The organism is Endozoicomonas sp. 4G (assembly GCF_023822025.1).
Taxonomy (GTDB): Bacteria; Pseudomonadota; Gammaproteobacteria; order Pseudomonadales; family Endozoicomonadaceae; genus Endozoicomonas_A.
Map to the genome: position 1 here is coordinate 3,026,139 of NZ_CP082909.1, position 25,627 is coordinate 3,051,765.

The following is a 25,627-nucleotide window of genomic DNA, read 5'->3' on the forward strand; positions in this document are numbered from 1 at the left end:
GACCGGCTTCCAACAATAACAACGGTCAGCCTTTACAGCTTACCGGGTAAATGGCACTCTGAGCCCATGAAATACAAGATCATCATTGCAGACGACCATCCGCTGTTCAGGGCCGCATTACAGGCAGCCCTGCGCCAGGGGCTGGAAAACCCCGAAATTTATGAAGCCGGATCCATTGCCGCCCTTCAGAATCTTCTTGAGCAGGTGTCATCGCCTGACTTGATTCTTCTCGATCTCAATATGCCGGGAGCCCATGGCCTTTCCGGCCTGATCTTTCTCAGGGGACAATACCCCCAGGTTCCTGTTGTTATTGTTTCTGCTGCTGAAGACTCGCAGGTCATCCATCGCTCCATGCAACACGGTGCCCACGGCTTTATCCCGAAATCCTCACCACTGGATGTTCTGAAGCATGCCGTGACCCAGGTACTTGAGGGCGATATCTGGCTACCGGAATCGCAACCCGAATTGCCAGAACAGGGACAGGTATCGGAACTGGAACAAAAGCTCGCGACATTGACGCCCCAACAATTCAGAGTGCTGGGGATGATCAGCGAAGGTCTGTTGAACAAACAGATTGCTTACGAACTGGAAGTATCAGAAGCGACAATAAAGGCCCATGTCACAGCCATTTTCAAAAAGCTGGGTGTTCGCAGCAGGACCCAGGCTGTCATTGCTATGAATGAGCTGGAAATTGAGCCATCTTCGCCACCCGCTTAATCAGCTCATGCGCTTATAGCGCCTTGATGGGCATTGTCAGCGATGTCATCAAGGCTCTGAGTGAAGCAGGTTTGATCGGTTTCCCCATCAACTTGATATCCTGCTTGCGACAACGGTCTCGTACACTGTCCTGTTTATCGGCGGTAATAAGAATGGCAGGCACTGACAAAGACGACGATTTACGTAATTCCCCGATCAGCCGGATACCATCCATGACATCATCCAGACGGTAATCAACCAGCAGGATATCAGGCAGCCCACATTCTTCAACGACCTTGAATGCCTCTTTCACACTCCCCGCAGAGTACACCTGACAACCCCAGCGGGTCAGCAGGCTTTCCATGCCCAGCAATATTTCCGGCTCGTTATCAATGCAAAGCACCGTCATACCACTCATAGTGTTTTTGGATGCCGCTCTTACTGGCAGCTGCCTCACGGTTCTGGCCTCGGCGAGAGGTACCCGGATGGAGAAGGTCGTGCCCGAATGCTCACGGGATCTCAACTCGATGGGCTGGTGCAGAACGGCGGCAATGCCCCGGGCAATAGCCAGCCCCAGACCCAGCCCTTTCCCGCCCTGGTGCAATCGCTCAAACTCACCAAAGATGACCGACTGTAATGCCTCAGGTATGCCAGAACCATTGTCTCTGACTTCGATGCAGAGTTCTTGGGAACGTTTTCTGCAACACAGCATTACTCTCCCCTGTTGAGGGTTGCAATAACGGAAAGCGTTTGTGAGGAAGTTCTGTAACACTCTTGTTAACAGAACCGGATCACTGTGTACCCAGACAGACGACTGAACCACCCGGAAGTTAAGATGATTTTCCTGTGCCAGCAAATCGAACCCGGCCTGCAAAGGATCCAGAATTTCTGCCAGAGGAAAGTCTCTGAAATTGGCCTTGAGCTTGCCAGCCTCTAAACGAGATAAATCCAGCAGGTCCTTGATCAGTTCTTCTGCCGACTGAAGCGAACTGTTGAGATGGCTGGACAGTTGCCGGTGCTCAATATCCGTCAAACTGGAATCCAGGGAAGACGCAAACAGCCGAGCGGCGTTCATGGGCTGCATCAAATCATGACTGATGGCAGCAAAAAATTTCGATCGCAATCGATTGGCCCGTTCAGCAGCCCCTTTGGCACTCATCAACTCACGGTTCAGACAGTGCAGCTCACTGGTTCTTGCTTCTACTCTTTGCTCCAGACTTTCGTTGATTTCTTTCAGGGCCGTTTCTACCTGGCGAAACTCGGTGATGTCAGTGAAGCTCATCACGAAGCCGCCACCCGGCATCGGATAACCCCGGGTTTCAATAACCCGATCATCCCGTATCCGTTCGGATTTGTGGGCTGTTCCCTGCATCATGTGATGAATACGCTTGCGAACATGGTGACTCACATCGCCAGGGCCGCAGCGACCCATTTCGGCATTGTAACGAATGATGTCAGCAGCATGACGCCCGACTTTGATCATCCCTTCCGGGTAGGAAAACAGTTCCAGATAGCGCTGATTCCAGGCTACCAGCCTGAGATCCCGGTCAACCACACTCACCCCGATATTGATGTGTTCTATGGCACCGGTCAGTAACTCACGGTTAAACTGCAACACTTCCGATGCCTCGCCTACTACGGCTTCGACATCTTCAATCAAGGCATTGTCTCCGGTCAGCCCTGTTTTCATCACCAGCTTTGCTGACGAGGCCCCCATGATACCGGACAGCACCCTTTCTACCGCGGCAATCATTTCACTGTCGGCAAGGTAAGGACGCTCCGCTGTCGTGTAACTGGCCATCAGTTTGCTGGCCTTTTCTTCACCCATATAGCGACTTGCCAGTGACTCCAGTTCATCCACGGTAACGGTCAGGTCATCATAAAGATCGCCCTCCACTACCGAAGCATCGACAAACTTTCTGGCCTGTCGGTTTTCCAAGGGTGAAACCTTAAACAACAGGCAACCGAGGCTATAAACCAGGGCATTTATCATCAGGGCAAAAATACTGGCTCCGTTAAGGGTGCCCGTCAGACCAAAGCCAAACAGCGCATCGGGTTTGAAAGCCTCAATGCCAAATACACCCTGCTCAAGCAGTGCTTTATCCAACCAGCCGGACTGTACAAATACAGGCACAACCAGGGTGACTAACCAAACCAGACTGCCTGCCAGAATACCCCCTGTGACCGCTTTATAATTGCTCTCCCTGAGATAAAGCGAACCCACCACGGCAGGTGCCAGCTGTGCCACTGCGGCAAAAGAGATCAATCCCAGATTAGCCAGCAAATGATCTTCACCCGTACTGATCACTCGATAAACGACGTAAGCCAACAGTAAAATGCCAATAATGATGGTGCGTCGTACTGTTCGCAGCAGACCGCTGAAGCGATAGAACTCATTGCGACCCTGCCCTGAATTTCTGAGGATCAGCGGCATCAGGATCTCATTGGAAATCATGTTCGTTAACGAGATGGTTGCCACAATCACCATGCTGATCGCGGCGGATAATCCTGCCATAAAAGCGAGCACGGCCATGCTGTCACTGCCCAGCAGCTTTGACAGAGCGATCACAAAGGAATCCGGCGATACGGTCTCTCCTAACCAGACATTACCGGCAAACGCCATGGGCAGGACAAAAACAGCGGTCAGCAGCAGATAGACTGGAAACATCCAGCGGGCACGTTTCAGATCCCTGATATCCCTGTTTTCTACAACCAGAACATGGAACTGTCTTGGCAGACAGATAAAAGCTGCCATGGCGACCATAATGGGTGCCATCAGGTTCAAAAACAGATTCTCGTCAGACGATTTAACCACCGCCATTTCAAAATGAGCCAGTGGCTCACTGGCTTGTGTAAAGAATCGATAAGTGATCCAGCCCCCCACCACCAGAAAGGCAGCCAGTTTCAGTAGGGACTCAAAGGCGATGGCCAGCATAACACCATGCTGAGGCTCTGTGGTATCCAGCCTGCGGGTAGCAAACATAATCACAAAAACAGCCAGCAGCAGAGTCACCACCAGGGCTGCATCCTGCTGTTGGCGGGGAGCCATGGCGATAGGCGACAGGAGTTCAAAACCAATAATAATGGCTTTCAGCTGCAAGGCAATGTAAGGAAGAATGCCAACCACCAGCAACAAAGTAACCAGAATAGCCAGCCCCCTGGACTTGCCATGGCGTGAGGCAATAAAGTCAGCAATGGAGCTGATATTTTCGCGTTTGCTTACCCGTATCAGCTTGTTAAGCAACTTCCAGAAAAAGACAAAAACCAGAATAGGTCCAATATAGATACTCGGAAATGACCAGATACTCTGAGAGGCCTGACCCACCGCACCAAAAAAAGTCCAGGCAGTGCAATAAACAGCCAGCGACAGACTGTAAATATAGGGCCGCCATTTTTTTCGTAATCTGGCACCGGCATGGTCACCATACCAGGCTACCGAAAACAACCCACCCACGTAGAGCAGGGCTATGAGAGCCAACCACCATCCGGCCATCGTTTCTTACTTCTTCTAATTCTAAAAAAATGGAATTATGCTACCAAAGTCTAATTTCTTGAAGACGGTATCGTCTTAAGATGACAATCAGGCACCGCAATGCTAAAAACTACAAGCACCGTGTCAGTGCATTGCCTGAAGAACGATTAGAAAAACAATTAGAAAAACGCTAAGGATTCCTTATGACCGAAGTACGTGTGTACCCAGTAACTGAGGTTCAGCGAGAAAATACACTGGCAGATAACCAGCGTTATCTTGAAATGTACCAGCAATCTGTCGTTAACCCCGAAAGGTTTTGGCGAGAGCATGGCAAGAGAATCGACTGGTTCACCCCATACACGCAGATCAGGAATGTGTCGTTCGATCACGAACATGTCGATATCAAATGGTTCTACGACGGCACCACCAATGCCTCTTTCAACTGCCTGGATCGTCATCTTGAGCAAAAAGCTGATCAGGTTGCCATCATCTGGGAACCGGACGAAGAAGGCAAAGCTTCCAAAAAAGTCACTTACCGAGAACTTCACGAACAGGTTTGCCGGTTTGCCAATGGCCTGAAGAGCCAAGGGGTTGGCAAGGGTGATGTGGTCGCCATTTACATGCCCATGGTCGTTGAGGCCACAGTCGCGATGCTGGCCTGTTCGCGTATTGGTGCTATTCACTCGGTGATCTTCGGCGGCTTTTCGCCTGAAGCCCTGGCAGGAAGAATCGTCGACTCCAGCGCCAAACTGGTCATTACTGCCGATGAAGGTATTCGCGGCGGGCGAGCAGTCCCTCTGAAAACAAACGTTGACCGAGCCCTGGAAAACCCGGAAGTGACCAGCATTGAAAAGGTCATTGTCCTGCGGCACACCGGTCAAGAGGTCGACTGGCAGGAAGATCGTGATGTCAACTGGCAGGACCTGACCGCCATGGCTTCACCGCACTGCACTCCCGAAGCGATGAATGCAGAAGATCCACTGTTTATTCTTTACACTTCCGGCTCCACAGGTAAACCTAAAGGCGTACTGCATACGACGGGCGGTTATCTGGTTTATGCGTCCATGACCCATCAATATGTGTTTGACTATCAGGATGGCGAAATATTCTGGTGCAACGCCGACATTGGCTGGATTACCGGCCACACCTACGTCACTTATGGCCCGCTGCTGAACGGTGCCACCATCGTTATGCATGAAGGGGTACCCAACTACCCGGCCTGCAACAGAATCAGCAAGATCGTCGACAAACATCAGGTAAATATTCTGTACACCGCCCCCACGGCAATACGGGCACTCATGGCTGAAGGTGACGCAGCGGTTAAAGACACTCACCGCTCCAGCCTGAGACTGCTGGGCAGCGTCGGTGAGCCCATTAACCCCGAAGCCTGGAGCTGGTACTACAAAACCATCGGCAATGAACAGTGCCCCATCGTCGATACCTGGTGGCAGACTGAGACGGGCGGCGCCATGCTGACCCCCCTCCCCGGCGCTACTGATCTGAAACCCGGTTCGGCAACCCGCCCCTTCTTCGGCATCAAGCCCGCCCTGGTTGACAACGAGGGTCGTATTCTCGAAGGCGAACAGGAAGGCAACCTGGTGATTCTCGACAGCTGGCCCGGTCAGGCCCGGACCGTCTTTAACGACCACGAGCGTTTTGTTCAAACCTACTTCTCCAGCTTTAAGGGCATGTATACCACTGGCGATGGCGCTCGCCGGGATGAAGATGGCTATTACTGGATCACAGGGCGTGTTGATGACGTTCTAAACGTCTCTGGTCACCGTATGGGCACAGCTGAAATTGAGTCGGCACTGGTCTCCCACCACGACGTTGCCGAAGCCGCTGTTGTTGGCTTCCCACACGATATCAAGGGGCAGGGAATATACGTCTACGTAACACTGACAGCGGATTCTGAGTATTCAGATGAATTCAAGAATGAATTAAGGCAGTGGGTTCGCAAGGAGATTGGCCCCATCGCCTCACCGGATATCATTCAGTGGGCTCCGGGATTACCCAAAACCCGATCCGGCAAGATTATGCGCCGCATCCTGCGTAAAATTGCCTCAGGTGAGTATGAAAATCTGGGTGATACATCGACACTGGCAGACCCTTCTGTTGTAGAAACGCTGATTAAGGAGCGAGCATTAGCAGGATAAGCTAGTTATTAACCGCAACCTTTTAATCTTTTATTGACTTTAAGGATCATCGTCCATACTATTCGCACCTCATTGATGCGGGGTGGAGCAGCCTGGTAGCTCGTCGGGCTCATAACCCGAAGGTCGTCGGTTCGAATCCGGCCCCCGCTACCAACTTAAAACGACAGTTGACTACCAGACGACTGTCGAACAGATTTCGGTGCGGGATGGAGCAGCCTGGTAGCTCGTCGGGCTCATAACCCGAAGGTCGTCGGTTCGAATCCGGCTCCCGCTACCAACTTACAACGACAGTTGATTGCCAGACGACTGTTGAACAGATTTAGGTGCGGGATGGAGCAGCCTGGTAGCTCGTCGGGCTCATAACCCGAAGGTCGTCGGTTCGAATCCGGCTCCCGCTACCAACTTACAACGACGGTTGATAACCAGACGACTGTTGAACAGATTTGATGCGGGATGGAGCAGTCTGGTAGCTCGTCGGGCTCATAACCCGAAGGTCGTCGGTTCAAATCCGGCTCCCGCTACCAAATACAAGTCGGTTTATCCGGCTTTATTTTTTTGCAAAACATCTTTTAACGCTTACGCCGATAAAAGATTTCTCTTCCGTTCGTGACTGTTTGGGATCTCAATGCAGAAACAAGAGGCCAGCCCACTCACAAAAACAGCGCTTGTCGTTGAGGGCGGAGGCATGCGCGGTATTTACTCTGCCGGCATTCTGGATGCTTTTATGGACAAACGTCATCGGCAGTTCGATGGCTTTTACGGCGTTTCAGCCGGTGCGCTCAATCTGGTGTCCTTTATTGCCGGTCAACGGGGGCGCAACCTTGATCTCTATACTGGCGCCTGCCTGGAAACCCGTTTTATCAGCTTCAAACGACACGTGAAAGGCGGCAACCTGTTTGACCTGGACTGGCTGTTTGATCGCATCCAGAGACAACACATGAATATTAACAAGTTTCGAAGCCAGCTTCGGGACAAAACATTCACGGTTGTCACCAGCTGCGCAAGTACCGGTTACCCTATCTACCACACGTTCGATGAGCACTTTGAGCTGGAACAACTGTTCACCGTGCTGAAGGCTTCCAGCGCACTTCCCATGATTTATCGCAATGCCATCACCATTGATAGTAGAAATCATGTAGACGGGAGTCTTGCGGACCCTCTGCCCGTCATAAAAGCGGCAGAGGATGGCTATAAAAACATTGTTGTGCTGAGAAGCCGGGAAAGCCAGTATCGCAAAAAGGCTTCTTCTGCCAACAGACTGCTGGCCTGGCAATTGCGAAAACAGCCGGAAGTGGCTCAGCTGATTCGCCAGCAGTACTCAATCTATAACGAAACTCTGGACAGCTTCGATCAGTTAAAACACAACGGCATCACCATTACCGAAATTGCTCCGGATAGGCCTCTGAGTTCAACCCGAAGCACCCGAGACCGCGCCCGACTGGTGTCTGACTACCACAAGGGCTATTCCGCAGGATTTTCGTTCCTGCAAAACCTTGATCACGCTGCTCTGGCTCAGCCCGCCTGATATTTTTAACGGTTTTATCAACGATACTCTCTGGCTTTATTAACCATCCCTACTAGTGCAGGAAAGCACTAATACCCATACAGATCAAAATATGCTTTGATATGCGCTCATTTCTCTTCAGTAGTTGTAGCACGGATGCCATCAAAGCATACCCAACAAATCATCTTGTCAGAACAGCAACGCAATGCCCTTGACCTGATTGTTCGCCAACGGAAAAGTTCTCAGGCTATGGTGCTCAGAGCCAAAATCATTCTGTTGGGGGCACAAGGGAAAAGTCTTCAGGGAACGACTAAAGAACTCAAGTGTAACCGTGAAACCGTCACTCGCTGGAGAAAGCACTGGGTCGAGCGTAGTGATGAGATTCCAGTATTAGAAAAACTCAAAGAGGCTCCTCGCCCTGGCGCAAAAGCCAAGTTCACCGAAGAGCAAATTTGCTTGATTGTTGCCATGTCTTGCGACAAACCAGGGCTGAAGGCACACCACAAGATGAACTTGGCGTTAAGGGTAAGTCCGGTATCCTGAAGAACATGAGGACACGGGCTGCGTACCTGACTGATAGATCCCATAAGATCGTTTTTCACTATACTCCGAAACATGCATCATGGCTGAACCAGATAGAAATATGGTTTTCGATTCTGGTAAGACGTTTCCTGAAGCGAAACAGCTTTACTTCAAAAGAAGACCTGAAAGCTCGGCTTCACCAGTTTGTTGACTTCTTCAACGAGAAAATGGCGAAGCCATTTAAATGGACTTACAAAGGTCGGCCATTACAGGTGTGATGCTGTATGGATATTAGAGCTTGGGTGCACTAGTAAGCCAGCTGGACTTCAACGGCAGGCTCTCCCTGTTTCATCGTTGAGGGTGAACTGCTGATGATACGTTTTTTGCCAACACCTTCACTCAGAAGAAAGTCATTAATCAGATTAAGCCGATCAGAGGCCAGCTTAGTCATTTTTTCCTGATTCAACGGCCAGTTTTCCAACAGCCATTGCTCTGCTTTTTTGACACGGGCGCTGTGACTGATATCACCCACTTCAGGCAACTTTTGATTGTGGGCCCTGAGGTACATTTGCTCAATCAACTGCCCTCTGATATCGGCAGGAATCTCTTTCACTTCTTCCCGCCTGACCTGACGAATGGCCGAATACAACTCAACCAGATCAGACTCCAGCTCTGCCTTTGCCAGAACAGGCCAGTCTCGAGCCTTGCTGGCCGTTGCTTTGAGGGATAGGTCCAGTTCAGGCCTTATCCCCAGCACACGACCCCAGCCTTTTAATCGTGCCTTGTCATTGTCTGTCAATACCGCCCTGCCCGCTGGCATCGATATAGCACCTGATAACACTGGCGTAATACCTGCCTGCCGGGAAAGATACTGCAGGGGCTGATCAAGCACAGTGTTCCAGGTCTTCTGCGTCGCCATTGTTGCCGCAGCCATCGGCGACTGGCCGTCAGAGGCGGTAACGTCGATGGCAATGATAGACTGGGGGTTGGTCATCAAAGCTTTCACATCATTGATATCCAGCTTTGGTTTGACAGGTTTGGCTTCAAGTTTGGTAAAAACCAGCTTCCCTCTGCTGCCTCCCATCTCAGAAGACTCAAGGTTAAGATTTACACGACTTCCGGCCAGGTCGTATCCAGAAACAGAGCGGTGTGAAACAGGTAGCAAAGACACATCCACATCTTTGGCAGAAATATTCAGGCTGGAGGCCACTGCATTATTCAAGTCGACGACACCTTCCAGGGAGACAGGAACACTACCAAGCCACTGTCCATTAAGCGAGAAGGTAAACTGTTCAGGACTCAGTACCTCCAACTTCACCTTGCTGCCACTAAATAGCTCAGGATGCTGTTTTTGAGTCGAATGAACCGAGCCATTGAATTCGATATTCTTGATGGCGAAGGGTAAAGAGCCCTCAGCTGGTAAAGAGCCTTCAGCTGGTAAAGAGCCTTCAGCTGGTAAAGAGCCTTCAGCTGGTAAAGAGCCTTCAGCTGGTAAAGAGCCTTCAGCTGGTAAAGAGCCTTCAGCTGGTAAAGAGCCTTCAGCTGGTAAAGAGCCCTCAGCTGGTAAAGAACCTTCGGCTAATAAAGAGCTCTCAGCTGGTAAAGAACGCTTAATCGTCTGTGCTATTTGCTCTAAAGGGCTGTCATTAACCGTCAGTAAGCCACCCTTGAACGACAGGCCTTCAACAAAACCTTTCCGGTTTCTAAATTGAAAACCCTCTGCAAATAACTCTTTCCAGCCCAGATCAAGACCGGAACTCAAATCCTGATACTGACCATCCAGCACTTTAGCCGCTCCGGCCAGCACCACTCCCTGATCCTTAGACCATTCAACAGCAAGGTCCGTCGAGAGGCGGCCTTCCAGTGAGCAGTTCGAACATTTAAGAAAATTCTGGCTGACAGCCTCAGCCAGAGGCAGTTCATCAATGGATAACTGACCCGATAGCGTTAGTTTATTTAAATCAATCATTCCGCCCAGCGACCAGTTAATGTGGTTTGACTCCCTGACCATCTGGACATCCACCTGATCACGGCGATGAGTTGTAAGCGCCATTTTACTGAAACCAAAACGGATCACCTTTCTGGATCCAGCCTGTTCAGAGTTCACCACGTTCATGGTTCCATCGTCGAAAACAAACTGCCCTGTATCTCTGAGAAACTCATGAAAATTGGGCATGGGTGGTTTATGACCGATGATCGCCAGATCAACAAAAATCCTGGGCTTTTTAAAATCAATCCGATCCAGGGTAATGGTTTCTGCCCAAAGAGAGGTCCAGGCAACATCAACACCAATAGATTCTGATTTAAGAGTAATACCGGGGGAGATTCTGAGTTCCGGATTAATAAGCAGGAATTTACCGGATAAGAAGGAGTATTCCTTCTCAACAGGAAGGATTTCAACCCCTGTTTGATTTTCTATCTTGTGGAGCAGCTGGTCAGTATAGCGACCAGGGACCATCAATATCGCTGAAACCAGAAACAGCAGAATGGCCAGAATCACAACAAAGAGCACAAACCGGACCGCCGATTTCTGAGTTTGCATACTACGTCTCTTGATTACCAGTTCATGACTTGTTTAACAAAGGGTATGGTCAACTTCCTTTTAGCTCTCAGTGAAGCACTGTCCAGCTTCTGCAGCATCTTGAATAAATGCCCCATATCCCGGTTGCTGCGGTATATGATATACCGCGCTACATCTTCATTCATATCCAGCCCGCGCAAATGAGCCCGCAGCTGCAATGCCGACACCTTGTCCTTGTCGCTGAGAGGTTGCACCTGAAACACCAGCCCCCAACTGAGTCTCGAGACCAGATCCGGCAATAGGATAGAAAGTCTTTTCGGTGGGCAATTCGCTGCCACCAGCAGGCGAGTCCGGGAATCCCTGAGACGATTGAACAGATCAAAAAGCCCTTCTTCCCACTCTGGAATACCAGCTACTGCATTCACCTCATCAATGCATACCAGTTGCAGCCTTTCCATACCCTCCAGCAGCTTGGAAGGGTAATGAACAAGCTCCTGCATAGGCAGGTAGATACCGCGGCCCTTCCTGCTATCAACCTGATGACAGGCCGCCTGAAGAAGATGACTGCAGCCAACGCCGGGGGCACCGTACAGATAAATAAACTGTTCTGAATCGACCCCGCTGACCTGCTGATCCATATCCAACATATTGACCAGTGCTGCATTATCCCCACTGAAAAAATTTTCAAAGGTGGCATCGTCCCTGATCTGGACACTGAGCGGTAATTGCACAGGCTGGTTCATCAAAATGAATTTCTGTTCGCTGTAGGCATGATTGTCTTACTCCCCCGAGTCACCAGCATTATATAAGTGGCTCGCCTTATAGTTTCGGTGCAGATGACGCAAGAGTACCATAATAATGGCTGCTAATGGCAACGCTATTAGCATCCCGACAAAACCCAGAATCTGGCCACCGGCCATCAGGGCAAAGATAACAGCCACCGGGTGCAGGCCAATCCGGTCCCCCACCAGATAAGGCGTCAATACCCATCCTTCCAGAGCCTGCCCAAGGGCAAACACACCGGCCACCAAAAACAGCGGCAAAAAGCTGTCAAATTGAAAAAGCGCGACAGTAATGGCTGAAACAAAACCAACAACAAAACCCATATAAGGTATGATGCTGACCAACCCCGCTACCAGACCGATCAACAAGGCAAACTGCAAGCCGACCGCCCAGAGCCCCAAACCGTAGATCAATCCCAGGGCCAGCATCACCAAAAGCTGCCCCTTGAGGAAAGCGCCCAGCACTTCATCGCACTCGCTGGCGAGCTCAACAACAATCGGTTCAAGGTTAACAGGCAGCATCAGACGAATGTGCTCCACCATATGATCCCAGTCGCGCAACAGATAAAAAGTCACAACCGGTACTAGAAACAGATTCACCAGGAAGCCAATGACGGCCAGGCCTGAGCTGGTCACTGAGCGTCCTAACTCCGCCAGAAGACCTCCGGCTTTCTGCCACTCGCCAGCAACCGTCTTAACCAGCTGACTGACATCAAACCACTCAGGATCAAGGTCGGTGTATTCAACCAGTTTTGGGATAGCATTGATTCGAACCCACTCCTCCCAGACCGGAAGTAACTGCATCAGGGTTTTAACCTGTTGCAATAATGCCGGTATCAGAATGAGCAGCATGAGCACCAGGAAAGTAAAAATTACCAGAAAAACCAGTGCCACAGAAAGCGACCGGGAGAGCTTCAGCTTTTCCAGCCGATCAACCAGCGGATCGCCCAAATAAGCAAGCACAGCACTGATCGCAAAGGGCGTCATGACGGCTCCGACAAAATGAATCAGCACCACGCCCACGAGTACGATGCCTGCCAGCATCCATTGTTGCTGTCTGGTCATTTTCTTCCTTCTAATTGAAATGCGTCTACTTACCCAGCCAGCGGTATTTCAGCGTCTGGTTGACATCGTCTTTACTGACCACTTTTAACTTCCGCCCCAGGGCGATAGCATCCGATAACTGGCTCAGCGTACCATCAATTGACAGCGCCAGCTGAATTTTGTCGCCGCTGACTTTAACGACCATCACATCTCTTACTGCCGTCAGGCTTTTAAGATAATTAATCAGCCCGGCGTAGCCCCGGGTGCTGACAATACCTTCCACTTCCAGCATCGGGTTAACGCCACTCCCTCCTGAGAGGACTGCATAGTGGCGGGAAAGTGTATTACCGGTAAGATCCGCAATAGCCTGGGCCAATCCTTCGGCAGAAAGGTCTGTGACAGTGGCATCAAATCGCTGATTTCTGAACAGCAGGGCGATACGACCATGATACCGGCCACGCACTTCGCTCAGGCGACCGGCCAGGATAGCCTCAGAACCATATCTTGCTGACGCCTGACTCAACTTGCCTGAAAACAGTCCCCAGACATCAACCTCAGAAATCGTGTTACTGTCTTCAAAGTCCATCAAAGGAATTGTCAGAGGCAATGAGCGAGCAGCCATAACCCGCTTGAGATCAGCCACCAGCACAGAGCCTTCTGCTTCTCTCAGAATCTGTCGGCTACCTTCCTTTTCAATGGCCAGCCAGACAATGGTATCAGGCCGATTCGAATCCCAGATGCCCAGGTTATTGTCCCGCAGCAGTCGATTGACAGCTGCTTCATCAAAACGAACCTGAAGAAAGAGTTGCTGACCTGACTCGGTGTCGCGCCGTTCATAACTAAAACTCCGAACCCATTCGGAGGCTTTCCTGAGTGACTGCGCCACCCCGGCATTACTCAGGGTACTGCGCTGCCCGGTGACTTTAACCAGCACCTCAGACAGAGCCCGCCTGACGGCCGGGTCTTTTTCCTTACTGTCCTGACTGCTGACGGGGACACTGACCTGATAAAGCTCACTCATCTGTGCAGCAGGCAGCTGAAAAGACAACAGAGCCAGCATAAGAGTGAATACCAGCCTGGAAAGAGGGAACAATCGTTCCAGCTTGCACGTTTTAAACATAATGTCCGGAATCAAAAACAGGCACTATTACCCAGACGAAACGTCCGGAGTCCAATATCGCCTCATTCTGCCATAATTTTCTGGTTTTGTAGAAAATCTTTATGAAACAGTCAGATACTATTGGTACAAACAGAGCACCGGCAAGCCGCTTTATGAATGTTATGGGTTACGCTAGAATGCCCGCTCCATTGAATCCACTTTAAACTCCACGGTGCGGATCCCACCCGATGAGCAACAGCAACCGCGATACACACTCCCAAGTTTCTTCCCTGAGCTATAAAGATGCGGGTGTCGACATCCAGGCGGGTAACGCTCTGGTTGATCGTATCAAGCGTGTGGCCAAAGCCACTTCACGCCCCGAAGTGATGGGTGGCCTGGGTGGCTTTGGTGCCCTGTGCCAGATTCCTTCAGGCTACCAAGAGCCGGTTCTGGTTTCCGGAACCGATGGTGTCGGCACCAAATTAAAACTGGCGATGGATCTGGGCAAACACGACACCATTGGTATTGACCTGGTGGCCATGTGCGTCAACGACTTGCTGGTTGCTGGTGCTGAGCCCCTGTTTTTCCTTGATTACTACGCAACCGGGAAACTCAATATCGAAGTTGCAGAACAGGTCGTTACCGGTATTGGCGCAGGCTGTGAGCAGGCTGGCTGCGCCCTTATTGGCGGTGAAACCGCAGAAATGCCCGGCATGTACCAGGGCGATGACTATGACCTGGCAGGCTTCTGCACAGGTGTCGTTGAAAAGTCCGACATTATTGATGGCAGCAAAGTCACTGCGGGTAACACCCTGATTGGCCTGAAATCCAGCGGCCCCCATTCCAACGGTTACTCCCTGATCCGCAAGGTTTTGGAAGTCAGCCAGCTGGACCTGAACCGCGAAGTGGACGGCAAGCCGCTGGCTGACGCCCTGATGGCACCTACTCGGATCTACGTCAAATCATTGCTTCAGCTTCAGAAAGAAATACCCATCCATGCCATGGCACACATCACCGGTGGTGGTCTGACTGAAAACCTGCCAAGGGTTATTCCTGAAGGCTGTGTCGCCGTCATCAACACCGACAGCTGGGAAATTCCGGAAGTGTTTAAACTCCTCCAGCAAGGCGGCAACATTGCCCAGTCTGAAATGTACCTGACCTTTAACTGCGGTGTTGGCATGGTGGTCTGCGTTGCTGAAGAACAGGCTGAACAGGCTGTTAGCAGACTGAATGAACTGGGCGAAGAAGCCTTTATCATCGGCCACATGGAATCAGGTTCCGGTGACAAAGTCCTTTACAGGTAAAAAGTCGTTTACCGTTAAAAAAATAACTGAGAGCACCCATGACGGATAACTGTCGAGTCGTCGTATTACTATCGGGCAGCGGCACTACTTTGCAGGCCATTCTCGACCAGCAGAATCAATACTGCTATCAGGTGGTTGGGGTGCTCAGCAACCGTCCTGACGCCTACGGTCTGGAGCGAGCCCGGAGCGCAGGCATTGACACCCGCAGCCTTGACCACAAACACTTCCCCAGCCGGGAGTCGTTTGATCTTGAGCTAATGGAACGCATTGATAAGTTTAAGCCTGACCTGGTCGTGCTGGCAGGTTATATGCGCATACTCAGCCATGCTTTTGTTAAGCACTATCAGGGAAAGCTGATTAACATTCACCCTTCCCTGCTCCCCAAACATAAAGGTTTGCATACTTACCAGTCGGCATTGGACGCCGGTGACAAAGAACATGGCACATCGGTTCACTATGTCACGGAAGAACTGGACAGCGGATCGGTTGTTATGCAGGGAACTCTGAATATAACCCCTGCCGATACGGCAAAGACACTGGAACAGAGAGTCAAGGTCATGGAGCACTATCTTTACCCCAGGGCTATAGACTGGATTGCTTCTGGCCGAATCACTGTAGAAGACGATGTCATCTCACTTGACAAAAAGCCCCTTGGCCCTCAAGGATATCGTATATCTGAAAAAAGTATCGCCTCTACGGAATAACTCCCTACCCTTCACGGAGAGCTATTCCCCAGAAAAGGAATTGTCTGAATGACCCCTTACAAGTCCGTCACAGCCCTGCTTTTTTCTGGCCTTCTGATTGCCAGCGCACCCTCCCCTGCCCAACCGGCAGAAGCCACACTGAAACCCTTTACCGCTGAATATAAAGCCGAAGTTTCTGGCATCAGCGGCTCAGGCACTCGCAGCCTGAAAAAAGAGGGTGACCAATGGGTTCTGAATTTCAGCGCCAATGCTTCTGTTATCATCGCTTCCATCAGCCTGGATGAAACCACTCGCTTCAACTTACAGAAAGGGCAGGTACGTCCCCTGGATTACCGGTACGAACGCAGCGGAATTGGCGGCAAACCCGCCAAAACAGCCAAGTTTGACTGGAAAACGATGAAAGCCTCCTGGCAGCAGGACGACAAACAATCAACCGTCTCATTTAAGCCCGGTGCCCAGGACCCTCTCTCCTACCAGCTGCAACTTCGGCTGGACTTAAAGGCGGGCAAGAAAGAACTGGCCTACCCGGTGGTTGACGATGACGAGGTCTACGAAAGGCGGTTTGTGATTGAAGCCGATGAAGTACTGAACACACCTGCCGGCCCTCTTAATACCACCCGTGTAAAAGTGGTTCGTGAAGATAAGGATCGCGAAACCTGGATCTGGTTTGCCAAAGACTGGGATTATGTTCTGGTGCAACTCCATCAAAAAGAGAACGGGTCAGACTATCTGATTCAGTTTAAAGGCGGTGAACTGGAAGGCAAAACGATTAAGGGAATCACTCCCACTCCGTCAAAATAGATCAGCTTTCCCTGCACAGCCCCTGTTGGGCTGTCAGGTTATCTTTTCCTCTGTCTGTCGTTAACGCTTTCCGATAAAATGGCACGGCTTGTTTCAACACTCCTTCACCTGAATATCAGGAGCTTTCTGTGAGACTTCTACACACCATGCTGCGAGTGGGCGACCTGGATCGCTCCATTGCCTTCTATACCGATGTGCTGGGTATGAAGCTGCTTCGCAAGCACGATAACGAACAATACGAATACACTCTGGCTTTTGTTGGCTATGCCGATGAATCAGAACAGGCCGTCATTGAACTGACCTATAACTGGGGCACCAAAGAATACGATCTGGGCACGGGTTTTGGTCATATAGCCATTGGCTTTGATGATATCTATGCCACCTGTGACGCCATCCGTGCCAACGGCGGCAAGATCACCCGTGAACCGGGTCCGGTTAAAGGGGGGACCACGGAGATCGCCTTTGTCGAAGATCCTGATGGCTACAAAATCGAAATGATCCAGAGCAAAAGTGCCTCTCAGGGACTCAAGGGATAAACATTTCACAGGGAAGTGAACTTCTCAATGCCAGACAATCCTGAAAAACCTTTCGATGCCTGTATCAAAAAGACTCAGAGAATGGCTGGCCTCAGTCTGATGATTCCTCTGCTTTTAAGCTGCTCCAATAACGCAGTGGTTAACTATGCGACGGATGTTGTGGTTCGGGAGCTGGGTGGGCCGGTAGCTGACGCCTACTCAACAGTTCAGCAAGTCAGAAGCGTTCAGAAAGATGTGATCGCCTTTGAAGCCCTGGTGCGGATTCTGACGACCGAAGCCCGTGTTAACTGGGGTGACGAAAAAAGCGCCAGTAACAAGGAATACGTCAAGTACACCAACCATTACCGCACCCGGGTCTTTGTTAACTTCGAGCAGGGCAAGGTTCACGTTGAAACACTGGATAGAAAGGATCTCAAACATGCGATTATTGTCACCCTGCTGACGCCTTACAATCCTGACGAAGTTGACCTGTTCAGCGATAAAGCAGTTCCCATTGGCGAAGAACCCATGCTCTACGGACAGGTCATCGACCACCAGGGCAAACCCATACGCTGGGAGTGGCGAGCCAGTCAGTTTGCTGACTATCTGATCAACCATCAGTTAACGACTCGTGCCAGCGCCAAGGGAACGGTTTACTCTGTTGATCTTGATCTGGTCGGCGACCATATGATCAAACGACAGTATCAATACGCTGATATCGTTCGACAGATGTCGCAAAGGTACAAGATCAAAGAAAGCCTGATCTACGCCATCATGAGAACAGAGAGCAGCTTCAACCCTTATGCGGTAAGTCATGCCAATGCCTATGGATTGATGCAGATTATCCCATCAACCGCAGGAAGGGATGTTTTTAAGCTAGTCAAACGTCGCAGCGGACAGCCCAGCAGGCAGTACCTTTTCAATCCATTCAACAATATTGATGCAGGCACTGCCTATCTGCATCTTCTTGAAACTCGATACCTGAAAAATGTCAGAGACCCACGGGTGAGACATTACGCCATTATCTCTGCCTACAACGGTGGCGCTGGGAATGTTTTGAAAACCTTCCACTCCAATCGCACCCGAGCTATGGAAATCCTCAATCAGATGGAGCCTGAAGAAGCCTATTCGGCACTCACCCGCAAGCACCCGAGGCAGGAATCAAGAAACTATCTGAAAAAAGTTACCAGAGCCCAGAAAGATTTCTATAAAGGTGATGTCTGAAATTTCAGTCGATTGCACTTATTGTATTAATCCAGCTTTCACCAAATAATCAACCAACTGCACTATTCAATCCCTGGCGCATAATTTCGGTATAAACAAAAGGGGATTTTCGAGACAGATAATCCAGCGAGAAGTCACCCTGAATATAGCTAGCGAAATGCTCAGCTCGCATTTTGTCGTTCTGATGACTATCAAGCTTAAGGCGGGTAATGGTTTTTCGAGCCAGTGCCTTTTGCTTGGCTGGCAGGGCTGGGTTAGGTGATATTTCACCGGATGAAAAATTGATCACAAAAGTATGCTCCGCCATGCCAATAGGGTCAATCACATCATCGTATTTGTTTTTGCTCCGGTTTGGTGCCAGGCAGGATAGCCGGAAGTTGTTCCACTCATAAGCTTCACCGGCAAGGCTGGATTTAGCAATAAAGTGATCTGTCGATGCGGCACCTGTCCCCCATTCAAAGTAGATACTTAAGTAGGCGCAGACACCACTATAGGCTTCCCAGAGCTGCTCACTGGTACGAGTCCAATAGTTAGGAAGTTTGGATGGGTCAGCGGGTGCCTGATCAAGCGAAATGCCCTGTTCCGCCAACCAGGCTAAACCCGGCTGGCGAACACGCTCATCAAAATTGGCTGGTTCCTCTTGTAAATCCACAGGGATCACTGCATCCACCCCTTTCGTTCGCAAATGGCCCGCCACCGGAATAGAAAAGGGTCTCTCGGATTCAAGGCTTCAACCAGTTGATTGTGAATATCCTTCAGTTTTGCTTTGCTGGGAGCCTTATCGCTTGCCAGCAATTTTGAGGCTTTTTCAAGCAAGGCTTCCGCTTCAATAGACCGGGCAGAAGCAAGGTCAAACGCCTCACTCAACAACCAGTTATTCACCTCACCCTGTTTTTCAAACTCACGATGGCTCAGCACCACTTTTTTTCGAATAAAATCCAGGTCGAACCAGGCATCCTTCGCTTCATCAAAAGAAGGTTCTACCGACGCCATCACTAGCGGTGAGTGGGTAGCGGTAATCAGTTGCACTGCCGTTTGTTTGTTAAGGTTGGTCATCACTCCCATCAGGGTCGGAATAATCCGACGCTGCCAGCCAGGGTGCAGGTGCGCTTCAATCTCATCCACCAAAAACGTAATCTGCTTAGTTACCGGTTCATCCAGCAACTTGGCGGCTTTCTTATGCTCTTCCCAGGCCCAAACCAGCACATAAGCCAGCGCCATAATCCGTCGCATGCCAGAAGAAGCATGCACCACAGGTACATCCTTTTGGTAAGGCATACGAAGGGTGGGAATATCCCGCACATCGTCCAGTCCAAGGCGAGTTAGCTCGCCAGGCTCCATCACCTCTGCATCAGAGGCAGATAACGCTTTTAGCACTGCCTTCAACTGCTGATAAGGCTTCTTATTTTCTTTCTGCCAACTGGCCCAATCCCGAATCAACCCGTTGCAAAGGGAAGCATTGCCAGCCCCCGCCAGTCCATCCCACACCTCTGAGGGTGAGAACACATAAGCCGGGGTTCGCTCCTGAATATCTTCACCATTCTTTTGTGGCAGCCAGTAATTGCGGTGAGGATCCCACACCGCAAAACTGCCATCAGTCATGGCGTAAAGCACCAGGCCAGGGTTGGCAGGGCGACCAGGGCGACCTTTCCAGGCCTGCTCCTTGCGCACAAACTGACTGGTGTAAGATTCCTCTCTGCTCTTACTGGTAAAAGAGAACTCAATGGTCGCCTCGCCTTCTTGGCTGGGCATCGCCATGCCACCGGAGGTGAGGCGGCTATTCACCTCCCTGGGCCACCGACGGGTTAAAGACCACCAGGCAATATCCAGCAGAAAACTTTTGCCCAGGCCATTATCACCGGTCAGCAGGTTCAATCGCTGGCTAAACTCCAGCTCCATCTTTGCGGCTGGCCCAATATTTTTAAGCGCCAGGCGTTTAATCATGCCAGCTTGCTCCTCGCAGTTTGTTTATCCGCCAAGCTTACATGATGATCGTTAATCCGGGCACCCTCTTTTTTGATATGGCAAGAGTTTTCCGGACACTTTTTTACACCGCATCGGCAAGCTTCTATTCGTACTTGAACGGTGTCAAGAAGCCTATTCGGCACTCACCCGCAAGCACCCAAGGCAGGAATCAAGAAACTATCTGAAAAAAGTCACCAGAGCCCAGAAAGATTTCTACAAAGGTGATGTTTGAAGTCAGAGGGTATATTCCGAACATCGAACTCACATTGACTTTGCACTTTCCTCAACTATCTTTCCTGACTACAACATCAGCAAGTGATGCACCGAACAGTGAAACAATCGCTTTTTGCGGCACGGCTGTTGCTACTTTTATCTTTGCCTGCCATCTGTCAGGCAGACTCGTTTACAAGACATCTTGTTGTCGAGCAGTTTGTCGCTGTCGGCTGGCTTTTAAAAAGCTATTGGAACCCCGATTCATTGCTGTTTGACCCAGGGGATCAACAGGAGGCAAGTCGGGATGACCCGTTTACAATCATTACTATGATGCTCCCCGGACAAAACAAACAACAAAGTGACCAACAAACCCCGTCATCAGAATCACCCAGTCAACAAGCCTCAGGGACAACCAGCCATGTCAGAGGCTCTTTCACCCACCCCCTGTCGTCTGGTTCTGGCGGTGGTAATGAACATCCTGAACAAGACCTGCATACGTTTGGTTTAAATTGTTATGCCGGTTCCTGTCATGGTGTTTGTGAACTCCGACAAAAATTCAATAATGTTACGTTAGCTGAAGAGTCGCTGAGTTACGCAGAAAGTTCGACAGGACACAGTCATCATGAAATGACAGAAACACAACCCTCTCAGCCACAAGCCCATGAGGGTGCCGTAGTAGTGGGAAAAATAGATGAAAACGCAGCAGCTTGTCACATTATTTCAGAAACCATAAATCACTTGCATTGGTTAAAAGCTATTCTCATTGAAAAGGATGTACCTAATAGAGGGATACCCCCTAACCCGAATATTCAGGTATTCAGTAATGCCATCGAATTACTTAAACTTCTTAACCCTTCCGATATTTCAATAACTCAAAAGAGAATCCCGGATAGAGGCTTTTCATTTCGAGGCTATAGCTACACTTGGCTTCACTTCTTTTATAAGGGTAAGCCGTTGTTCACAGTAGAAAAAACTGACAGTGAATTTTCATTTTCAGATTCAGATTCATATAGGAAATCGGTAGATATTAAAACCGAAGAGTTATTTATTGAACTCTATGCTCTTTATGTTCCTGGCTACCAATATACAAAGGGTGAACTTGAGCGATTTGAGAAATGTAGAAAAAAATAAGTCTCAAACTGTAGAGTCCGCTTTTCAGGGGAGATCGGGATAGGGCGTAGCCTCACAGCTACGCTCCTCCCACAACACCCAGCATACGGGTCCGTACTGGGCGTTTCGGTCAGTTAAGCAGCCAATAATCTAATCAAACCTAATTCATCGAACCAACTATTCGGCAATGTTAAGTGCAGCGCAGGACTCCGGCTTATCCGCCAGTACCCTTTGCTCGATCCTACTGTCTGCCTCGTCAGCTCTTCACTGACTCCTCGCCTTCTTAGCTCCGCATATCGCTTCGGACTTTTCTTCCATTGATACCAGAGCAAACTTCTCAATCGTCGCCTGATCCAGCAGTCAAAGTTTTCAAACTCCGAACGGGTTTCAACTTCTCGAAAGTAGTTCTTCCAGCCCCGTAAATAGCGATTCAGAGACTCCAATCTCTGCTCCAGTGACCGCCCGCCTTTGCGGGTTAGTTGTTTGACCTTGTCCCTGAACCGCTTGCAGGTTTTATCTGCCAGCTTCTTCCTGCCATCTCTGGTAAAGCTGTATCCCAGGAACGCCCGCCTCCATGCCTTGTCAACTGCACTTTTCGCAACGTTGACTTTCAGCTTCAGCTTACTTTCGATGTAACGAGTCAAACTTGCCATCACTCTCTCGCCTGCTTTCTTGCTTCGCACAAACACCCGACAGTCATCAGCGTAACGTACAAATCGTAAATCACGCTTTTCTAACTCTTTATCGAGTTCATCCAGTACGATGTTAGACAACACAGGTGAGAGCGGCCCTCCCTGAGGCACTCCTTCCGTCTGCGGTTTTACCAGCCCGTTCTCCATCACTCCGGACTGTAGGAATCGTCGAATTAAACGTAATACATCCTTGTCATCTGTGTGAACTGCCAGTTTTGCCATCAGTCGATCATGGTTAACCCGATCGAAGAATTTCGACAGGTCAATGTCCACAACCCAGTTATATCCTTCTCGGATATACGACTGAGCCTGATTAATCGCCTGATGAGCTGACCGGTTCGGCCTGAACCCGTAACTGAAAGATGAGAACCTTAGTTCCCACTCGGCCTGCAATACTTGCTGTATCGCTTGCTGCACCATTCGGTCTAAGGCGATTGGTATACCCAACTGCCTTTCTCCTCCGTCCGGTTTGGGAATCAGTACTCGCCTTACGGGAGCAGGACGCCATTCTCCCTGCAAAAGACATTGTCGCAGTTCATGACCATGTTCTTGTAGATGGGTGTACAACCCTTCCACTGTCATACGGTCGATCCCTGCTGCGCCTTTATTGCGTTTAACTCGCTGAAAGGCTCTTGTTAAATTATTGGGGTTGGCGATACGCTCCATCAGTCTAGTACCACCCGCCGGGCTTTCGTAATCCTGTGATACCGACACGACCTCAGCTCTCATAGCCTTGCAGCCTCCGGTTCCGCCGTGACCACTTGGCATGAGTTCCAGTGTTTGCTGGATTTGTCTGCGTCCAGTGTATCGAATAACAGAAACTACTCACCACTCTGTACCGTTCAGGCCTTCACTGACATACGCCAGCTACTATGCCATCTGCTGACTTCTGTGTGGCGGTCAAGTCACCTTACGATGACCTCAGTCCGAAATATCAGACACCACACAGACCTCCCGAGGTAAGTCACACCGCCTTCGCCGCACAACCGCCAGATCTACTGCCTGAATGTCCGGATGAGTATGGACTTCGTCATCATACGCTGACTCGTCCTCACGCAAACAGCCTCATATCTGATTTCTGTTCGTCGGCTCGCGGTTTTGCTCCACACTGCCTTCAGCCTGCACCTCACGATACAAACCTTGTGCTTCACTAGTCCTTCGCCCTCATCTGGCTGGACAGGGGACTTTCACCCCCAAGCTGTGTGACATGCTCGGCACACGTATGGGTTCCCACGCTGGAGCATGGGAACCAGAGTTTTGCAACACCCTTATCAAACACACCGGCATTTTTATCAGGAAGCTTTTTCCTGCTCTTCCTTACGCAGGTCCTTCCTTAGAATTTTCCCCACCGGAGTCATGGGCAGCTCCCGACGGAACTCAATATCTTTAGGCACTTTGTAGGCCGTCAGATGCTCCCTGCAGTAAGCCACCACGTCTTCTTCCGTTAATCCGTCATCTGCAGGAATCACAAACAGCTTGATTCTCTCTCCAGTAACATCATCTGGAACGCCTATGGCTGCACAATTCTCAACCCGGTCAAAGCTGGCCACTATGTCTTCAATCTCATTGGGATAAACATTAAAACCAGAAATCAGAATCATGTCCTTAATTCTGTCGACGATTTTAACAAAGCCGTCTTCTTTAATAACAGCCACGTCGCCAGTTTTCAGCCAACCATCCTCAGACAACACCTCAGCAGTAGCTTCTGGCCTTTGCCAATAGCCCTTCATGACCTGGGGACCACGCACACAAAGCTCACCTCGCTCCCCGATGGGTTGAGCTTCGCCCTCATCATTAGTCACCTTGAGTTCCGTGCTGGATACCGGAAGGCCAGCAGTCCCCAGCTGGGCAATGTCACCAAAAGGGTTCATACAAACAGCCGGAGAGCACTCCGTCAAACCATAGGCTTCTGAGACATAACAGCCGGTGAATTTCTGCCAGCGAATGCCGGTTTCTTTCTGCAACGCCGTACCGCCGGAAAGCGTGAGTTTCAGTTGACTGAAATCACACTCCTTGAAATCCGGATGATTCAACAGGCTGACAAACAACGTATTCAAACCAATGAAACCGGTAAACTGCCATGGCTTGATAAATTTGATAAAGGTCTTGGTGTCTCTGGGGTTGGCAATCAGGACATTCTGATTCCCCATGTACGGCATGCAAAGCAGATGAACGGTAAAAGCATAAATGTGATAAAGAGGCAGGGGTGCCACGATAATTTCTTTACCAATCTGCTGTACCGGCTGACCACTTGCATCTAACTGTGAAAGCGCTGACGCGGCCTGAAGCATATTGGCAATCAGATTACGTTGAGTCAGCACCGCTCCTTTTGCAACCCCTGTTGTTCCCCCCGTGTATTGGAAAACGGCAGGATCTTCCAGGGAAGGAGGATTTTCAAGAGGGATAGCCTGACAGGCTTCGCCTTGAGTCAGTGCATCCCGGAAAGGTACAGCCTTTGGCAGATTAAAAGGCTTCACCATTTTCTTGACGTGCTTTGCCGCAAAGTTAATCAGGGTGCGTTTGGCAAATGGCAGCATATCGGCCAGCCGGGTTACGATCAGGTGCTCAATGCCGGTTTTTTCCACGACCTCTTCAACCAGATGGCCAAAGTTATCCATGAATACCAGTGCCTTTGCTCCGGAATCGTTAAACTGATGTAACATTTCCCGATCAGTGTAGAGGGGGTTGGTGTTAACAATGATGAGACCTGCCCTGATTGCTCCGTATACCACTATGGGATACTGAAGCAGGTTGGGCATCTGAATGGCAATCCGGTCGCCAGGCTTCAGGGAGGTGTGTTCACGAAGGTAGTTGGCAAACTGCTGACTGTAGCGATCAATTTCGCCGTAGGTCAGAGTATACCCGATGCCTGTAAATGCCGGTCGGGAGGCATTTTTCTCAAGAAGCTCCTCTATGATCGCCAAAAGATTGGGGTAGCGATCGGGATCGATGGTTTCAGCAACGCCTGCCGGACGCTTGTCGCTCCAGAAAGATGCTTCCATAAGTAAGTACCTGCTCTCTTCTTGTTATTCATGCGACGATGACTGGCGTACCTCAATTTCTGTTCGCCGAATGCCGCATACGTCATGATTTCTATAAGAGTGTTGGCTCTGTCCGGACCTGCAAGACTTCTGTCGTAAAACATTCATCACACGACCCATCAGATCTTTGCTCCTACAGCCGCTTGGGTGCATCTTCATCTACGACGAGATCTACGACGAGATCTACGACGGGGTAAACCCACTAAAAACACACCGATAAACATCAGTACCTAACCTTATCAACACTTTGCTCAAAGATGTA

General features: G+C 50.1%; 20 protein-coding genes and 4 tRNA genes. 15 read left to right on the forward strand and 9 right to left on the reverse strand.

Features of this window, described 5'->3' with window-relative positions:
* Positions 1 to 66 precede the first annotated feature (66 nt).
* Positions 67 to 717, forward strand: coding sequence for a response regulator transcription factor (locus tag K7B67_RS11745; protein WP_252176071.1), 651 nt, complete (start codon positions 67 to 69; stop codon positions 715 to 717).
* A gap of 13 nt (positions 718 to 730) precedes the next feature.
* Here K7B67_RS11745 and K7B67_RS11750 read toward each other — a convergent pair whose 3' ends face one another.
* A complete protein-coding gene (locus tag K7B67_RS11750; RefSeq protein WP_252176072.1) occupies positions 731 to 4,174 on the reverse strand; it encodes a PAS-domain containing protein in 3,444 nt (1,147 codons plus the stop codon).
* A gap of 197 nt (positions 4,175 to 4,371) precedes the next feature.
* Here K7B67_RS11750 and acs point away from each other — a divergent pair, with 197 nt between their 5' ends.
* The 8 genes from acs (at position 4,372) to K7B67_RS23880 (ending at position 8,628) form a co-directional block, all read left to right on the forward strand.
* Positions 4,372 to 6,324: an acetate--CoA ligase gene (gene acs / locus K7B67_RS11755; RefSeq protein WP_252176073.1), complete on the forward strand. Its 1,953-nt coding sequence runs from the start codon at positions 4,372 to 4,374 to the stop codon at positions 6,322 to 6,324.
* A gap of 76 nt (positions 6,325 to 6,400) precedes the next feature.
* A tRNA-Met gene (locus tag K7B67_RS11760) sits at positions 6,401 to 6,477 on the forward strand.
* 47 nt (positions 6,478 to 6,524) lie between these two features.
* A tRNA-Met gene (locus K7B67_RS11765) sits at positions 6,525 to 6,601 on the forward strand.
* A 47-nt stretch (positions 6,602 to 6,648) separates the two neighbouring features.
* Positions 6,649 to 6,725: transfer RNA gene (locus K7B67_RS11770), tRNA-Met, on the forward strand.
* Between the two features lie 46 nt (positions 6,726 to 6,771).
* Positions 6,772 to 6,848: transfer RNA gene (locus K7B67_RS11775), tRNA-Met, on the forward strand.
* 101 nt (positions 6,849 to 6,949) lie between these two features.
* On the forward strand, positions 6,950 to 7,849 hold the full coding sequence (locus tag K7B67_RS11780; protein WP_252176074.1) for a patatin family protein: 900 nt from the start codon (positions 6,950 to 6,952) through the stop codon (positions 7,847 to 7,849).
* A gap of 135 nt (positions 7,850 to 7,984) precedes the next feature.
* Entirely contained in the window at positions 7,985 to 8,371 is a 387-nt protein-coding gene (locus tag K7B67_RS11785; protein WP_252176075.1) for a helix-turn-helix domain-containing protein, read from the forward strand.
* Positions 8,302 to 8,628, forward strand: coding sequence for a transposase (locus K7B67_RS23880; RefSeq protein WP_256484436.1), 327 nt, complete (start codon positions 8,302 to 8,304; stop codon positions 8,626 to 8,628). Before K7B67_RS11785 ends, K7B67_RS23880 begins: the two co-directional genes overlap by 70 nt.
* Positions 8,629 to 8,657: 29 nt before the next feature.
* On the opposite strand, the gene K7B67_RS11795 is transcribed toward K7B67_RS23880, so the two are convergent.
* From K7B67_RS11795 to K7B67_RS11810, 4 genes are read right to left on the reverse strand one after another with little or no spacing between them, the layout of a single operon-like run.
* Positions 8,658 to 10,892 (reverse strand): hypothetical protein, encoded by a 2,235-nt coding sequence (locus K7B67_RS11795; protein ID WP_252176076.1) that lies wholly within the window; start codon positions 10,890 to 10,892, stop codon positions 8,658 to 8,660.
* Positions 10,893 to 10,906: 14 nt separating this feature from the next.
* Positions 10,907 to 11,617: a DnaA regulatory inactivator Hda gene (gene hda, locus K7B67_RS11800; RefSeq protein WP_252176077.1), complete on the reverse strand. Its 711-nt coding sequence runs from the start codon at positions 11,615 to 11,617 to the stop codon at positions 10,907 to 10,909.
* 33 nt (positions 11,618 to 11,650) lie between these two features.
* Positions 11,651 to 12,718, reverse strand: a complete 1,068-nt coding sequence (locus K7B67_RS11805; RefSeq protein WP_252176078.1) for an AI-2E family transporter — start codon at positions 12,716 to 12,718, stop codon at positions 11,651 to 11,653.
* A 25-nt stretch (positions 12,719 to 12,743) separates the two neighbouring features.
* Positions 12,744 to 13,817: a DUF2066 domain-containing protein gene (locus K7B67_RS11810; protein WP_252176079.1), complete on the reverse strand. Its 1,074-nt coding sequence runs from the start codon at positions 13,815 to 13,817 to the stop codon at positions 12,744 to 12,746.
* Between the two features lie 227 nt (positions 13,818 to 14,044).
* On the opposite strand from K7B67_RS11810, the gene purM reads away from it, so the two are divergent.
* The 5 genes from purM (at position 14,045) to mltC (ending at position 18,344) form a co-directional block, all read left to right on the forward strand.
* Positions 14,045 to 15,100 carry a phosphoribosylformylglycinamidine cyclo-ligase gene (gene purM / locus K7B67_RS11815; protein ID WP_252176080.1) on the forward strand — a complete coding sequence of 352 codons (1,056 nt, stop codon included), beginning with the start codon at positions 14,045 to 14,047 and terminating at the stop codon, positions 15,098 to 15,100.
* 38 nt (positions 15,101 to 15,138) lie between these two features.
* Positions 15,139 to 15,804 carry a phosphoribosylglycinamide formyltransferase gene (gene purN, locus K7B67_RS11820; protein ID WP_252176081.1) on the forward strand — a complete coding sequence of 222 codons (666 nt, stop codon included), beginning with the start codon at positions 15,139 to 15,141 and terminating at the stop codon, positions 15,802 to 15,804.
* A 48-nt stretch (positions 15,805 to 15,852) separates the two neighbouring features.
* Positions 15,853 to 16,605, forward strand: coding sequence for a DUF3108 domain-containing protein (locus K7B67_RS11825; RefSeq protein ID WP_252176082.1), 753 nt, complete (start codon positions 15,853 to 15,855; stop codon positions 16,603 to 16,605).
* Between the two features lie 128 nt (positions 16,606 to 16,733).
* Positions 16,734 to 17,141, forward strand: coding sequence for a lactoylglutathione lyase (gene gloA / locus K7B67_RS11830; RefSeq protein WP_252176083.1), 408 nt, complete (start codon positions 16,734 to 16,736; stop codon positions 17,139 to 17,141).
* A gap of 27 nt (positions 17,142 to 17,168) precedes the next feature.
* Positions 17,169 to 18,344, forward strand: a complete 1,176-nt coding sequence (gene mltC / locus K7B67_RS11835; RefSeq protein WP_252176084.1) for a membrane-bound lytic murein transglycosylase MltC — start codon at positions 17,169 to 17,171, stop codon at positions 18,342 to 18,344.
* Positions 18,345 to 18,393: 49 nt separating this feature from the next.
* On the opposite strand, the gene K7B67_RS11840 is transcribed toward mltC, so the two are convergent.
* Positions 18,394 to 19,014: a hypothetical protein gene (locus K7B67_RS11840; RefSeq protein WP_252176085.1), complete on the reverse strand. Its 621-nt coding sequence runs from the start codon at positions 19,012 to 19,014 to the stop codon at positions 18,394 to 18,396.
* A complete protein-coding gene (locus K7B67_RS11845) occupies positions 19,002 to 20,288 on the reverse strand; it encodes an ATP-binding protein (RefSeq protein ID WP_252176086.1) in 1,287 nt (428 codons plus the stop codon). The genes K7B67_RS11840 and K7B67_RS11845 overlap by 13 nt, the downstream gene beginning before the upstream one ends.
* A 351-nt stretch (positions 20,289 to 20,639) precedes the next feature.
* On the opposite strand from K7B67_RS11845, the gene K7B67_RS11850 reads away from it, so the two are divergent.
* A complete protein-coding gene (locus K7B67_RS11850; protein ID WP_252176087.1) occupies positions 20,640 to 21,653 on the forward strand; it encodes a hypothetical protein in 1,014 nt (337 codons plus the stop codon).
* Between the two features lie 113 nt (positions 21,654 to 21,766).
* On the opposite strand, the gene ltrA is transcribed toward K7B67_RS11850, so the two are convergent.
* Positions 21,767 to 23,092: a group II intron reverse transcriptase/maturase gene (gene ltrA, locus K7B67_RS11855; protein WP_252176088.1), complete on the reverse strand. Its 1,326-nt coding sequence runs from the start codon at positions 23,090 to 23,092 to the stop codon at positions 21,767 to 21,769.
* 524 nt (positions 23,093 to 23,616) lie between these two features.
* Positions 23,617 to 25,326 carry an AMP-binding protein gene (locus tag K7B67_RS11860; protein ID WP_252176089.1) on the reverse strand — a complete coding sequence of 570 codons (1,710 nt, stop codon included), beginning with the start codon at positions 25,324 to 25,326 and terminating at the stop codon, positions 23,617 to 23,619.
* Positions 25,327 to 25,627: the final 301 nt, after the last annotated feature.

Excerpts from the sequence above, each read along its gene's own strand:
- K7B67_RS11745 (WP_252176071.1), top strand. The coding sequence starts at position 67 with ATGAAATACAAGATCATCATTGCAGACGACCATCCGCTGTTCAGGGCC.
- acs (WP_252176073.1), top strand. The coding sequence starts at position 4,372 with ATGACCGAAGTACGTGTGTACCCAGTAACTGAGGTTCAGCGAGAAAAT.
- K7B67_RS11780 (WP_252176074.1), top strand. The coding sequence starts at position 6,950 with ATGCAGAAACAAGAGGCCAGCCCACTCACAAAAACAGCGCTTGTCGTT.
- K7B67_RS11785 (WP_252176075.1), top strand. The coding sequence starts at position 7,985 with ATGCCATCAAAGCATACCCAACAAATCATCTTGTCAGAACAGCAACGC.
- K7B67_RS11795 (WP_252176076.1), bottom strand. The coding sequence starts at position 10,892 with ATGCAAACTCAGAAATCGGCGGTCCGGTTTGTGCTCTTTGTTGTGATT.
- K7B67_RS11805 (WP_252176078.1), bottom strand. The coding sequence starts at position 12,718 with ATGACCAGACAGCAACAATGGATGCTGGCAGGCATCGTACTCGTGGGC.
- K7B67_RS11810 (WP_252176079.1), bottom strand. The coding sequence starts at position 13,817 with ATGTTTAAAACGTGCAAGCTGGAACGATTGTTCCCTCTTTCCAGGCTG.
- purM (WP_252176080.1), top strand. The coding sequence starts at position 14,045 with ATGAGCAACAGCAACCGCGATACACACTCCCAAGTTTCTTCCCTGAGC.
- purN (WP_252176081.1), top strand. The coding sequence starts at position 15,139 with ATGACGGATAACTGTCGAGTCGTCGTATTACTATCGGGCAGCGGCACT.
- K7B67_RS11825 (WP_252176082.1), top strand. The coding sequence starts at position 15,853 with ATGACCCCTTACAAGTCCGTCACAGCCCTGCTTTTTTCTGGCCTTCTG.
- mltC (WP_252176084.1), top strand. The coding sequence starts at position 17,169 with ATGCCAGACAATCCTGAAAAACCTTTCGATGCCTGTATCAAAAAGACT.
- K7B67_RS11845 (WP_252176086.1), bottom strand. The coding sequence starts at position 20,288 with ATGATTAAACGCCTGGCGCTTAAAAATATTGGGCCAGCCGCAAAGATG.
- ltrA (WP_252176088.1), bottom strand. The coding sequence starts at position 23,092 with ATGCCAAGTGGTCACGGCGGAACCGGAGGCTGCAAGGCTATGAGAGCT.
- K7B67_RS11860 (WP_252176089.1), bottom strand. The coding sequence starts at position 25,326 with ATGGAAGCATCTTTCTGGAGCGACAAGCGTCCGGCAGGCGTTGCTGAA.